The organism is Ruegeria sp. HKCCD6428 (assembly GCF_013110595.1).
Classification (GTDB): domain Bacteria; phylum Pseudomonadota; class Alphaproteobacteria; order Rhodobacterales; family Rhodobacteraceae; genus Ruegeria.
The window spans coordinates 284,873-295,936 of record NZ_WVQX01000005.1 but is presented as its reverse complement, the minus strand read 5'-3'; the positions used below and the strand labels follow the sequence as shown (position 1 = coordinate 295,936).

Here is an 11,064-nt window from a genome sequence, read left to right as displayed (position 1 = left end):
AATTCGCGCAAGCGAATGATCAGACGGAAAGGGCGCCCCGCGGGGCGCCTTTTTTGTTAGGATTCAAATGCCATGCTTCCCTCGATTTCGAGATAGCAAGCCAATACGCCAAGCTTGCGTTGAACGGCGACCCTCGACAAAATTGCAGTCAGAAATGTCCTGTAGGGGAGGATGGTGGGATGACCAAGCATGTTGAAATCGGCCGGACTGGAGTCAGGCTGCCGCAAATAGGGTTCGGTTCAACAGGTCTGGGAAGCATACCTCAGATATATGGTTACGAGGTAGACGAAGGCCGTGCGCTGGACACAATAAGGGCAATTCTCCAGCGCCCGGATGGCTTCATTGACACAGCGCGTGGGTACGCGATGGGTCGAAGTGAAGAGCGTATCGGGCAAGTCATTCGTGAACTGGGGGGGTGGCCTGAAGGCCGGGTTCTTTCTACGAAACTGGACCGGGACATGGAGAGCAACAGGTTTGATGCGACACAAGCGCGAAGGTCACTTGAAGCAAGTCTTCAGGCCCTCGGGGTGGAACGGGTGGATATTCTCCATCTACATGACCCCGAATACGCTGCAGATATTTCGGAGGTGACCGGCACCGGCGGTGCACTTGATGAGCTGTTCCGGATCAAGGAAGAAGGTCTGGCGAAGGCAGTGGGGCTTGCAGGCGGCCGGATTGACGTCCTGATGCCGATGCTGCGTGATCGTGAGTTTGACGTCCTTCTGACACACAACAGGCATACAGTGGTCAACGTGAACTCCGCTCCAATGATCGAGCTTGCGCGGTCCAATGGTGTGGCGGTTCTGAATGCGGCGCCCTATTCCGGAGGCATTCTGGCCAAGGGAAGTTCTGCTCATCATTATTACGTCTATCAGCAGGCGACCGAAGCCGTTCTGGGCCCGGTTCGTGCAGTTGAGAGTATCTGTTCTCGTTACGATGTACCGTTGGGGGCGCTTGCGTTGCAGTTCTCAGTCAAGAACGCAGACATTGCTTCAACAATCTGCGGGGCGACATGGCCGCAACATGTGGACCAAACATTCGAATGGGCCAACTGGGCTATTCCGGATGCGGTTTGGAGCGAGTTGGCGGAACTGGGTCAATCCCAAAACGATCCTGAAACTGGGTAGGGTCTATCGGTTTTTACGTTGCGCGGTGGCTCATCACCCATTTTACAAACCGTATTGGGGTCCTGGTCGCATTTCGCCCCCTGCCAAGTCCTGCGAACCTCACCAATACACGCGGGTTCTCAACAAGAACGTCAAGGTGGGATGTTTCCCGCCAATTGGGTTTGATGAAGGGTGGTGATGCGCGTCTGTCATCCTCTCAACCGCAATGTCAAGGAAACGGGCAGAGCGCCTTATTTGGGCGTGTTCCGCGCGGGCTTAAGTCCTTGTTTGACAAGGGCTGCGATCCATACCGGCGGCTGACAGTCTTGCTAACAGCCGCCGGTGATTGCAAATCAGGACAGCGCTGATTCAGCAGCTGCCCGGACGGCACGGATGTTGTCTCCGTAGATCTGTGGGGTTGAAACCGATCCGCCCTTGAATACCGCGGAACCGGCCACCAGCACATCCGCACCTGCCGCTGCCACAAGCGGAGCGGTTTTCGGGTCGACGCCACCGTCAATCTCGATATGCACCGGACGATCACCGATCATCTGACGCAGTTTTTTGACCTTGCCGGTCATGTCGATGAATTTCTGGCCCCCAAAGCCGGGGTTCACGGTCATCACGCAAACCAGATCCGTGAGGTCCAGCAGATGCTCGACCGCTTCGGCTGGGGTGCCGGGGTTCAGGGCAACGCCGGCTTTCATTCCGGCACCGCGAATGGCCTGCAAGGTGCGATGGGTGTGGGGGCCAGCTTCGACATGTGCGGTCAGAATGTCCGCTCCGGCATCGGCATAGGCCTGGATGTAGGGATCGACCGGCGTGATCATCAGATGCACATCCATGACGGTTTTGACATGCGGGCGAAAGGCTTTCACGGCTGGAGGGCCAAAGGTCAGGTTTGGAACGAAATGGCCGTCCATCACGTCCACATGAACCCAATCTGCGCCCTGTGCCTCGATGGCCTGAATTTCCTGCCCGAAATTGGCGAAATCGGCGGACAGGATAGACGGCGCGATCTTGATGTTGCGGTCAAAGCTCATGGTGGCCTCGTATCAGCTGAAGAGTCGCGGATGCGTATACCTGTGAGCCGGTGGGATGGATAGCCCCCGCAAACGCTGTGCCGGCACAAAACTCTCACCGCGTGGCATCTGACCCAATGGAGTAAGGCCTCGGACCGGCGGTCGGAAGCGGCTGAGAAGCCTTGTTGGCTTATGCCTCGCTCAGGGTCAGCGTTACACGCTCACCCGCGAAAACTGTACGGCCGTACTCGACTGGTCGTCCATCCGGGTCGGCATTGACGCCGATCGAGAAGAGAACAGGAGCACCTTCAGACAATCGAAGTTGCAGAGCCTGCGTGGCGGTCGCCCCGCGCGCGGTCAGGCGAGTCGACACGCGGACGTAATCCCTGACGCCGCAGGCGTGCAGCGCTTTGGTCACCGACTGGGTTTCGGTCAAAGCCTGCAAGATATCAGGAAACCGTTCCGCGGGGAAAACGCTCTGAAACAGGGCTATGGGTTGCCCGTCCGCCAGGGACAATCCGTCATAGACGTGCACTGGATCGCCCTTGTTCAGGCCCAGGGCTTCGGCTTCGGCTTCATCGGCGACGCGCGTGGTCAAAGCCAGGATTTTCTTGCCCGGCATCTTGCCGCTGGCCGAGATGTTCTTGTGATAGCGCACCCTTTTGCCGATCGGATAATCCGTTGGCCGTGCCGCAACAAAAACGCCCGCACCGCGCCGAGCGTGTACCAGACCCTGATCAGACATGTCAGCCAAAGCGCGCCGCACAGTGTGGCGGTTGACGCCATAGGTGGCGGCCAGCTGGGCTTCGGTCGGTAGGCGATCTCCGGTTTGATATCGTCCCTCGGCGATGTCCGACGTCAGGCGCAGGGCAATACTTTTCCAGATCGGCGTTTTGCTCATTTCACCAAACCTTCAAACGGCCGCAGATTGCATTTTGACAACCTGTCAGTTAGTATTTGTCTAGTTGTATAGTTCACCTAGACAACCTGTCCAAGAGGCTTTGATGGCAAACCAGACGGAAATCGGGATCAAGGCACGGAAGGATTGGATGGGTCTGCTGGCGCGCGCGCCGGACGTCGCCCTGATGACGCTGTGGGACGGCATTCAGGACTGCCCGAGTTTCGAATGGCTGCGCAGGCCCGAGGTGGGTGGTGTCATGGTGCGTGGCCGCATCGGAGGGACCGGCGCTTTGTTCAACCTGGGTGAAATGACCGTTACGCGCTGCTCGGTCGTGTTGCAGGATGGTACGGTCGGTCACGGATATGTTCAGGGCAGGTCGAAATCCAAGGCAGAAGCCGCGGCATTGATTGATGCGATGATGCAGACGGCCGCTGCTGATGATTTGCAGACACGGCTGCTTGATCCGCTGAGGCTGCAAATGCAGTCGATCAAGACAGCGCGCGCCGCAAAGGCGGCAGCCACCAGGGTCGAGTTTTTCACGCTGGTTCGGGGGGAAGACTGATGCCTGATCAAATGCGGTTCTCGGGGGGCTTTCAAGACGCAGCTGTCGATGCGGCACATGCATTCCGCGCGGCCATGACCGTCATGGCGCGTCCGGGTGAAATCCGCGCGCTGGCTGGCTGTGAACCACCTGCGCCCTTGTCCGTCGCGGCTGGCACGCTGCTTCTGACGCTTTGCGACGCCGAGACAAATGTTCACCTGGCGGGTGAAGCCGATACCGGTTCGGTGCGCGAATGGCTGACCTTTCACACGGGTGCACCGATAGTGGCGGCGGAAGAGGCTGATTTTGCCCTTGGCACGTGGGATGCATTGGCGCCGCTCAAAACCTATCGTATCGGGACGCCGGAATACCCGGACCGGTCCGCGACGCTTGTTGTGGAATGCAGGCGGCTGGAGCAGAACGGTGCGGTTCTGAGCGGCCCCGGCATCCGGGACACGGCGCGGCTTTCTCTGCCGGATGTTCAGGCTCTTCAGAACAATGCGCTGCTTTACCCTTTGGGGTGTGATTTTTTCTTCACCTGCGGTGAGGCGGTCGCGGCTCTGCCGCGTAGCACGCAAATCAGGTCCAGGGGGTAAGCCATGTATGTCGCGGTCAAAGGGGGCGAAAAAGCCATCGAAAATGCCCACGCGTGGCTTGCCGAAGAACGCCGCGGAGCGACAGATGTCGCGGAACTGAGCCTCGCGCAGATCCGTGAACAGTTGAGCCTTGCGGTGAACCGGGTCATGGCCGAGGGGTCGCTGTACGATCCCGACCTTGCTGCGCTGGCGATCAAACAGGCACGCGGCGATCTGATCGAAGCGATTTTCCTCGTCCGCGCTTACCGCACGACCCTGCCTCGTTTCGGCTGTTCCAATCCCGTCAAAACCGGCGACATGGCCTGTGATCGCCGGGTCTCGGCCACGTTCAAAGATGTTCCCGGTGGTCAGGTTCTGGGGCCAACCTTCGACTACACCCACCGACTGCTGGATTTCAAGCTGGCGGCCGAGGGCGAAGTTCCAAAGGCGCCTGAAGGCCCCGTGCGGCTGGAACCGACGCCACATATTACCGCATTCCTGAAGGATGAGGGTATCATTCAGGATGAACCGGCCCGCGATGACGTTCCGGGCGACCTGACCCGTGAACCGATGGAGTTCCCGTCCACCCGCCCGGTGCGCCTTCAGTCGTTGACCCGTGGGGACGAGGGTTTTGTGCTGGGCATGGCTTATTCGACCCAGCGCGGTTACGCCCGCAACCACGCCTTTGTCGGAGAATTGCGTATCGGCAAGGTCGTGGTTGAGCTGGACATCCCCGAGCTGGGCTTTGCCATCGATATCGGCGAGGTCGAGCTGACCGAATGTGAAACGGTGAACCAGTTCACCGGTTCGAAAACGGAACCGCCGCAGTTCACGCGCGGCTATGGGCTGGTCTTTGGCCAGTCTGAACGAAAATCCATCGCGATGGCACTGGTCGATCGGGCCTTGCGGTGGGAAGAGTTGGGTGAAGACAACGTGGGCGCGCCCGCGCAGGATGAAGAATTTGTCCTGAGCCATGCGGACAACATTCAGGCTACCGGCTTTCTCGAACATATCAAACTGCCGCATTACGTCGATTTCCAGTCCGAGCTGGAACTGCTCCGCAAACTGTGCCGAAAGGCCCAAGAGCGCATGTCAGAGGAGGCCGTGGAATGAAAGCCGTCGTTTTTGATATCGGAAACGTGCTGGTCCAGTGGGATCCGCATCTGGCATGGCTGGAGGAGATGGGCAGCCGCGAGGCGGTGGCAGAGTTCCTGACGCGCATCAAATTCCCCGAACGCAACCTGAGGGCCGATGGAGGAGAGATGTTCGCCGATCTGGCCGCTGAACTGGATAATGCGGAAGATCGGCAGCGCCTCAGTGTTTACGTTGAACGTTATGCCAGAACCGTTCCGCAAAAGATCGAGGGGACCTGGCAGGTGCTCTATCGGTTGAAAGAAAAGGGCACTCCGGTTCACGCGATCACCAATTGGTCAGCGGAAACCTGGCCTGTCGGGGTGGGGGCACATCCTGAATTGGGCGAAGTGTTTGGTGTCACCGTCGTGTCGGGGCAGGAGAAGCTTTTGAAGCCTCAGCCAGAGATTTTCCATCTGCTGTGCAAGCGGGCCGGGCTTTCACCCGAGAACTGCATTTTCATCGATGACGGGCCGCACAATGTCGAAGGCGCGCGTGCGGTGGGCATGGATGGGATCCACTTCACCGCGCCGCACGCGCTTGAACGCGCTCTTTCAGAAAGAGGCTGCTTATGAGCGCGTACAATTTCGCCTATCTGGACGAACAAACCAAGCGAATGATCCGGCGGGCGATCCTCAAGGGCCTGGCCATACCGGGGTATCAGGTGCCGTTTGCCAGCCGCGAGATGCCGATGCCCTATGGCTGGGGTACCGGGGGCGTACAGGTTTCAGCCGCGACGTTGACGCCCGAGGATACGTTCAAGGTGATCGATCAAGGCGCAGACGACACGACCAACGCCGTATCCATCCGCAAGTTCTTTGAAAACACCGCAGGCGTCGCCACCACGGAAAAGACGGAACAGGCCACAATCATTCAGACCCGCCACCGCATCCCCGAGGCAAAACTGCGCGAAGACCAGATCATCGTTTATCAGGTGCCGATTCCCGAACCTTTGCGCTTTTTGGAACCGCGCGAGACCGAGACGCGCAAGATGCACAGTCTTGAGGAATACGGGCTGATGCATGTGAAATTGTACGAGGACATCAGTCAGCACGGAGCGATTTCGACCGCTTATGCCTATCCTGTGAACGTGGCTGGACGCTATGTCATGGACCCGTCCCCAATTCCGAAATTCGACAATCCAAAGCTTGAGATGGACGCGATCCAGCTGTTTGGCGCCGGGCGCGAGCAGCGGATTTACGCGGTGCCCCCGCATACCAAAGTCGTTAGCCTCGATTTCGAGGACTACCCGTTCGAGGCCACCAAGGCCGATCATCCCTGCGACCTGTGCGGGGCCGAAGACAGCTATCTGGACGAGGTCATCACGGATGACGCGGGCAACCGGATATTTGTCTGTTCCGACACGGATTACTGCCGGTCACGCCGCGAGGCGGGTTACGCGGATCGATTGGCTGAAGAGAACGCGCAATGACCCCTCTGTTGCAAGTCAAAGGCATTGAGAAAAGCTATGGCCGCCGGATCGGCTGTGCGGATGTGAATTTTGATCTCTTCCCCGGAGAAGTGATGGGAATCGTTGGTGAAAGTGGGTCGGGCAAGTCAACCTTGCTCAACTGTATGGCCGGCCTTCTGAAGCCGGATGCCGGGCAGGTGATCTTTGATACCTGTGCAGACGGCCCGGTCGATACGGTCACAATGTCCGAGCCAGAGCGCCGGATGCTGAGCCGCACCGATTGGGCCTTTGTCCACCAACACGCGCGCGACGGATTGCGGATGTCTGTCAGCGCCGGAGGCAACATCGGCGAGCGGCTGATGGCTGTCGGCGGTCGCCACTATGGCAGCATTCGGGGCAAGGCCATTGACTGGCTGGGCCGGGTCGAGATTGACGAGAGCCGCGTCGATGACCGCCCCAGCGCGTTTTCAGGCGGGATGCAGCAACGTTTGCAGATTGCGCGCAATCTGGTGACAGGTCCTCGGCTGGTGTTCATGGACGAACCGACCGGTGGTCTGGATGTGTCGGTGCAGGCGCGTTTACTGGATTTGTTGCGCGGACTTGTACGTGAAATGAGGTTGAGTGCGATCATCGTCACCCATGATCTTGCCGTGGTGCGTCTGCTGGCGGACCGGTTGATGGTGATGAAAAGCGGCCGCGTGGTCGAGGCCGGGCTGACGGATCAGGTGCTGGACGACCCGCAACATGCCTATACGCAGTTGCTGGTATCCAGCGTTTTGCAGGTTTGAGGCTTTGGGGAAAGATGAAGCGATGATTGAACTTGTTGATGTCAGCAAAAGCTTCACCCTGCACAATCAGGGCGGCGCCACGATCCCGGTGGTGAAAGGCGCGTCTCTGAAAGCGGAGCCGGGTGAGTGCGTCGCCCTGACCGGGCCGTCGGGTGCAGGCAAATCCACGCTGATGCGAGTGATCTACGGCAACTATCTGGCGGCCTCGGGTCAGGTGCTGGTTGCCGGGTTGGACGTGGCCAGGGCTGAACCGCGGCAGATCTTGTTGCTGCGTCGTGACACCTTGGGCTATGTCAGCCAGTTCCTGCGGGTCGTGCCTCGGGTGTCGGCGTTGGACGTTGTGGCAGAGCCGCTGCTGGCCGTGGGCTGTGACAGGCAAGTGGCAATGGACAGGGCAGCCGGGTTGCTGAAACGGCTGAATATTCCCGAACGTCTGTGGACCCTCAGCCCGACGACCTTCTCGGGCGGCGAAAAGCAGAGAGTGAACATTGCGCGGGGCTTTGCGCATGAATATCCGGCAATGCTGTTGGATGAACCGACCGCAAGCCTGGATGCGCAGAACCGGGAAACCGTTTTGTCCCTGATCGAAGTGGCCAAGAACAAGGGCGTTACGATTGTCGGGATTTTTCACGATCTCGACGCACGCGAACGGGTCTGTGACCGCGAGGTCGATGTCTCGGACTTCACGCCGGGGATGGCTGCATGACGCTTGCTCCGGTCATAGCGGTCGTGGGTCCTTCGGGGGTCGGAAAGGACAGCGTAATAAACGCGCTGGTGGCCCGGGCGTCGGGTGTTCAGCGGCTGCGGCGGGTGATTACCCGCCCCGAAGGCGAAGACGGCGAAGATTTCGACCGGGTCTCGGTCGATACATTTCAGCGGATGGAACGGGATGGCGCGTTTGCGCTGAGTTGGCATGCGCATGGGCTGTATTACGGTGTGCCGAAGACGATCACGCGGCAGCGGCAGGTGGTCGAGGCCGTTCTGGTCAACCTGTCACGAACCGTGTTGCTTGAGGCGCAGGAGGTGTTTGGTGACCTGATCGTGATTTCCCTGACGGCAAAGCCCGAGGTTCTGTCCGAACGCCTGTCCTCAAGAGGGCGGGAAAGCAAGGCGGAACAGACGCGGCGTCTGGACCGGGCCCAAACGTCTTTGCCCGATGGTTTGAACCAGGTCCTGGAAATCGACAACTCCGGTGCGATGGAAGATACGGTTGCCGAAATCCTGTCGCACCTTCAACCGGAAAGCCCGTAGCGATGGATAAGGTAGAAGCGCCCGTCCTCAGCTTCGCCCGTAAGGGCAAGATCCGTGATCTGGAAGGGCTGCGGCAGCAGTGGGACCAGATGGGTTTGCAGTGCGTTCCGAGTTGCTCTCAGGGTTGGTTTGTCCAGCTTGCCGCTCAACGTGATGTGAAAGCGGAACGCGTCCAGTACGTAAGGATAGCCCCACTGAACCAGGTTGGCGTCTTGCTCTGGGGTCAACCCGGCGGCGCGACGGCGCGCCAGTTCGGCCCCAGAGGTGGGCGCACGAAAGCTGTCCAGTTCCCGAACACAGGCCGCAGCAAGCGCATTCAGCGCCCGGGTCTCACCCAGCGGACGCAGGGCCAGAAAACGCCCAAACCGCGCTATCTCGAGGCCATCCAGCGACACAGGCGGTTGGCGGGAGGCGAGCGAGCTGCACGCCTCTTGCAGGGCTTCGAACGTTTTGCCGTCGCGCAATCTGAACGGTGGCTTCAGCGTCGCGTGCAGCCCGTACTTGCGCGGCACCTCCGTGACGGCGGCAACGTCGATGCCTTCGACAATCGGATGGGCAACCGGCTTTCCCGCCTCGATGTCCCAACCCAGCCAGCTGGTTGCAAATTTCGCCCATTCCTTTCCCGCGGGCGGCGCAAAATAGATCGCGTATCGCGTGAATGTCATATCGGCCTCCTCTTGCGTGGCCTTCCTCGGTCTCAACATGCGTGAAGTTCAGATGACAGAAGACTTGATCCTTGCCAATGCCACGCTTGTATTGCCGAACGAAACCGTAACCGGCAGTGTCCGGATTGTGGGTGAGGCCATCGCTGAAATCGACACCGGAAACGGGGTTCCCGCGGGCGCGATAGATTGCGAAGGCGACTATGTCAGCCCAGGGCTTGTCGAGTTGCACACGGACAACCTTGAACGTCACATTCAACCGCGTCCACAGGTGAACTGGCCCCATGCCGCCGCAATTCTTGCGCATGATGCGGAATTGGCCAGCGCCGGGATCACGACAGTGTTCGATGCCATGCGGATTGGATCGATCCCGTCGGGCGCGCGGCGGTATGGGAAATACGCCCGTGGCCTGTCGCAGGAGCTGTGGGATCTGCGCGAACAGGATGCGCTCAAGATCAGCCACTTTCTGCACTTGCGGGCCGAGGTGTGTTCGGAAACTCTGGTTGAAGAGCTGAGCGAATTTGGACCGGAAGACAGGGTTGGCATTGTGTCCATAATGGATCACACGCCCGGTCAGCGTCAGTTTCGCGATATGGGCAAGCTGGAGACCTTTCTGAAGGGCAAATATGCCATGGACGATGAAACGTTCTTTCAGCACGTGGCGCAATTGAAAGGGCTTCGAGATCGCAATGGCGCACTGCACGAGGTCGAGGCTGTCAAAGCTGCCCGCCGTTTCGGAGCAGTATTGGCCAGCCATGACGACACGACTGAAGATCAGGTGAAAGTGTCCGCAGGTCACGGCATCCGTCTGGCCGAGTTCCCCACAACCGTCGAAGCGGCACGCGCCTGCCACAAGAACGACATTCGGGTCATGATGGGGGCGCCGAACATAATCCGCGGGGGGTCGCATTCAGGCAATGTTGCTGCCCACGAGCTGGCCCAGCTTGGGTATCTGGACATCCTGTCTTCGGATTATGTGCCGTCGGCCTTGTTGCTGTCGGCGGTTAGGCTGGGCGAACTTTGGGGCGACATGGCGCGGGGGATGAAGACGGTAACGCTGGCCCCGGCTCGGGCGGCAGGGTTGGAGGAGCGGGGCGAGTTGCGCGCCGACGCCCGCGCCGATGTCATCCGCTTCCGGATGCGCGCGGGTGTACCCGTCCCGAGTTCGGTCTGGGTGCGCGGTCGTCGCGTGGCGTGATCAGGCCGTGTAGAACAGGTAACGGTCCGGGGCGATTGTCTTGGGCCCCTGGATCTGGGCAAAGCCGGCCAGGGGCTGACCTGAAATCAACAACCCTCCGGGCTGCATGACTTTCGCGATCAGCGGGCTGAGACGCTCTGCTTCGGCGACGTCCTCGTGCTTGATGCCGCGTCCGAAATCGTAATGCGCCAGCGCGATCCTATGCCCGTCGGCCGCCAGTCTGAGCAGCATCGGTTCAGCCTCACCTTGCAGGAAATCCTCGGCCGGGGGGGTGCTGTCCGGATGGCATTGCAGGACCCGGTCCATCACCCAGATCCGGCGCTCTGGCAGGATTTCACGCAGGTGGTCATAGGTGCGGCCATTGCCCAGGCCCATATCCAGCACATCCCCCGGCTGGCCACTGATCCGCTCGGCCGCCCAGTTCAATCCGTCACGTTGGGCCGTCAGTCGGCGCAGCATGGAATCCAATCGGCTCATG

The 11,064-nt window shown here is 59.7% G+C and carries 14 protein-coding genes; 10 read left to right on the top strand and 4 right to left on the bottom strand.

The window, feature by feature from the left end; genetic code table 11:
• The first annotated feature begins 179 nt into the window (after positions 1-179).
• The gene (locus GS620_RS13985) at positions 180-1,127 is read left to right on the top strand and encodes an aldo/keto reductase (protein ID WP_171205559.1); all 948 of its coding nucleotides are present in this window, start codon (positions 180-182) and stop codon (positions 1,125-1,127) included.
• 332 nt (positions 1,128-1,459) lie between these two features.
• Here GS620_RS13985 and rpe read toward each other — a convergent pair whose 3' ends face one another.
• Together rpe and phnF are read right to left on the bottom strand one after the other, a co-directional pair.
• Positions 1,460-2,149, bottom strand: a complete 690-nt coding sequence (gene rpe, locus GS620_RS13980; RefSeq protein ID WP_171616434.1) for a ribulose-phosphate 3-epimerase — start codon at positions 2,147-2,149, stop codon at positions 1,460-1,462.
• 169 nt (positions 2,150-2,318) lie between these two features.
• Positions 2,319-3,029: a phosphonate metabolism transcriptional regulator PhnF gene (gene phnF / locus GS620_RS13975; protein WP_171616432.1), complete on the bottom strand. Its 711-nt coding sequence runs from the start codon at positions 3,027-3,029 to the stop codon at positions 2,319-2,321.
• Between the two features lie 103 nt (positions 3,030-3,132).
• Between phnF and phnG the strand changes: the two genes are divergently transcribed.
• The 8 genes from phnG to phnN are packed head-to-tail and all read left to right on the top strand — an operon-like array spanning position 3,133 to position 8,726.
• On the top strand, positions 3,133-3,591 hold the full coding sequence (phnG, locus tag GS620_RS13970; protein ID WP_171616430.1) for a phosphonate C-P lyase system protein PhnG: 459 nt from the start codon (positions 3,133-3,135) through the stop codon (positions 3,589-3,591).
• Positions 3,591-4,166: a phosphonate C-P lyase system protein PhnH gene (gene phnH / locus GS620_RS13965; protein ID WP_171616428.1), complete on the top strand. Its 576-nt coding sequence runs from the start codon at positions 3,591-3,593 to the stop codon at positions 4,164-4,166. Before phnG ends, phnH begins: the two co-directional genes overlap by 1 nt.
• A 3-nt stretch (positions 4,167-4,169) precedes the next feature.
• Positions 4,170-5,258 carry a carbon-phosphorus lyase complex subunit PhnI gene (locus GS620_RS13960; RefSeq protein WP_171616426.1) on the top strand — a complete coding sequence of 363 codons (1,089 nt, stop codon included), beginning with the start codon at positions 4,170-4,172 and terminating at the stop codon, positions 5,256-5,258.
• On the top strand, positions 5,255-5,851 hold the full coding sequence (locus GS620_RS13955) for an HAD family phosphatase (RefSeq protein ID WP_171616424.1): 597 nt from the start codon (positions 5,255-5,257) through the stop codon (positions 5,849-5,851). The genes GS620_RS13960 and GS620_RS13955 overlap by 4 nt, the downstream gene beginning before the upstream one ends.
• On the top strand, positions 5,848-6,708 hold the full coding sequence (locus GS620_RS13950) for an alpha-D-ribose 1-methylphosphonate 5-phosphate C-P-lyase PhnJ (protein WP_171616421.1): 861 nt from the start codon (positions 5,848-5,850) through the stop codon (positions 6,706-6,708). The genes GS620_RS13955 and GS620_RS13950 overlap by 4 nt, the downstream gene beginning before the upstream one ends.
• The gene (gene phnK / locus GS620_RS13945) at positions 6,705-7,475 is read left to right on the top strand and encodes a phosphonate C-P lyase system protein PhnK (RefSeq protein WP_171616419.1); all 771 of its coding nucleotides are present in this window, start codon (positions 6,705-6,707) and stop codon (positions 7,473-7,475) included. Before GS620_RS13950 ends, phnK begins: the two co-directional genes overlap by 4 nt.
• A 22-nt stretch (positions 7,476-7,497) precedes the next feature.
• Positions 7,498-8,181 (top strand): phosphonate C-P lyase system protein PhnL, encoded by a 684-nt coding sequence (phnL, locus tag GS620_RS13940; protein ID WP_171616417.1) that lies wholly within the window; start codon positions 7,498-7,500, stop codon positions 8,179-8,181.
• Positions 8,178-8,726, top strand: coding sequence for a phosphonate metabolism protein/1,5-bisphosphokinase (PRPP-forming) PhnN (gene phnN / locus GS620_RS13935; protein ID WP_171616415.1), 549 nt, complete (start codon positions 8,178-8,180; stop codon positions 8,724-8,726). Before phnL ends, phnN begins: the two co-directional genes overlap by 4 nt.
• Here the strand turns inward: phnN and GS620_RS13930 are convergent.
• Positions 8,708-9,391 (bottom strand): DUF1045 domain-containing protein, encoded by a 684-nt coding sequence (locus GS620_RS13930; RefSeq protein WP_171616413.1) that lies wholly within the window; start codon positions 9,389-9,391, stop codon positions 8,708-8,710. The two genes, phnN and GS620_RS13930, sit on opposite strands and share 19 nt — an antisense overlap.
• Before the next feature lie 52 nt (positions 9,392-9,443).
• Between GS620_RS13930 and GS620_RS13925 the strand changes: the two genes are divergently transcribed.
• On the top strand, positions 9,444-10,586 hold the full coding sequence (locus GS620_RS13925; protein ID WP_171616411.1) for an alpha-D-ribose 1-methylphosphonate 5-triphosphate diphosphatase: 1,143 nt from the start codon (positions 9,444-9,446) through the stop codon (positions 10,584-10,586).
• Here GS620_RS13925 and GS620_RS13920 read toward each other — a convergent pair whose 3' ends face one another.
• Positions 10,587-11,063 carry a class I SAM-dependent methyltransferase gene (locus GS620_RS13920; protein WP_171616409.1) on the bottom strand — a complete coding sequence of 159 codons (477 nt, stop codon included), beginning with the start codon at positions 11,061-11,063 and terminating at the stop codon, positions 10,587-10,589.
• Position 11,064: the final 1 nt, after the last annotated feature.

Coding starts and splice junctions, on each gene's coding strand:
- phnF (WP_171616432.1), bottom strand. CDS start 3,029: ATGAGCAAAACGCCGATCTGGAAAAGTATTGCCCTGCGCCTGACGTCG.
- GS620_RS13960 (WP_171616426.1), top strand. CDS start 4,170: ATGTATGTCGCGGTCAAAGGGGGCGAAAAAGCCATCGAAAATGCCCAC.
- phnG (WP_171616430.1), top strand. CDS start 3,133: ATGGCAAACCAGACGGAAATCGGGATCAAGGCACGGAAGGATTGGATG.
- GS620_RS13955 (WP_171616424.1), top strand. CDS start 5,255: ATGAAAGCCGTCGTTTTTGATATCGGAAACGTGCTGGTCCAGTGGGAT.
- GS620_RS13925 (WP_171616411.1), top strand. CDS start 9,444: ATGACAGAAGACTTGATCCTTGCCAATGCCACGCTTGTATTGCCGAAC.
- GS620_RS13930 (WP_171616413.1), bottom strand. CDS start 9,391: ATGACATTCACGCGATACGCGATCTATTTTGCGCCGCCCGCGGGAAAG.
- phnL (WP_171616417.1), top strand. CDS start 7,498: ATGATTGAACTTGTTGATGTCAGCAAAAGCTTCACCCTGCACAATCAG.
- phnH (WP_171616428.1), top strand. CDS start 3,591: ATGCCTGATCAAATGCGGTTCTCGGGGGGCTTTCAAGACGCAGCTGTC.
- GS620_RS13985 (WP_171205559.1), top strand. CDS start 180: ATGACCAAGCATGTTGAAATCGGCCGGACTGGAGTCAGGCTGCCGCAA.
- GS620_RS13920 (WP_171616409.1), bottom strand. CDS start 11,063: ATGAGCCGATTGGATTCCATGCTGCGCCGACTGACGGCCCAACGTGAC.
- phnN (WP_171616415.1), top strand. CDS start 8,178: ATGACGCTTGCTCCGGTCATAGCGGTCGTGGGTCCTTCGGGGGTCGGA.
- phnK (WP_171616419.1), top strand. CDS start 6,705: ATGACCCCTCTGTTGCAAGTCAAAGGCATTGAGAAAAGCTATGGCCGC.
- GS620_RS13950 (WP_171616421.1), top strand. CDS start 5,848: ATGAGCGCGTACAATTTCGCCTATCTGGACGAACAAACCAAGCGAATG.
- rpe (WP_171616434.1), bottom strand. CDS start 2,149: ATGAGCTTTGACCGCAACATCAAGATCGCGCCGTCTATCCTGTCCGCC.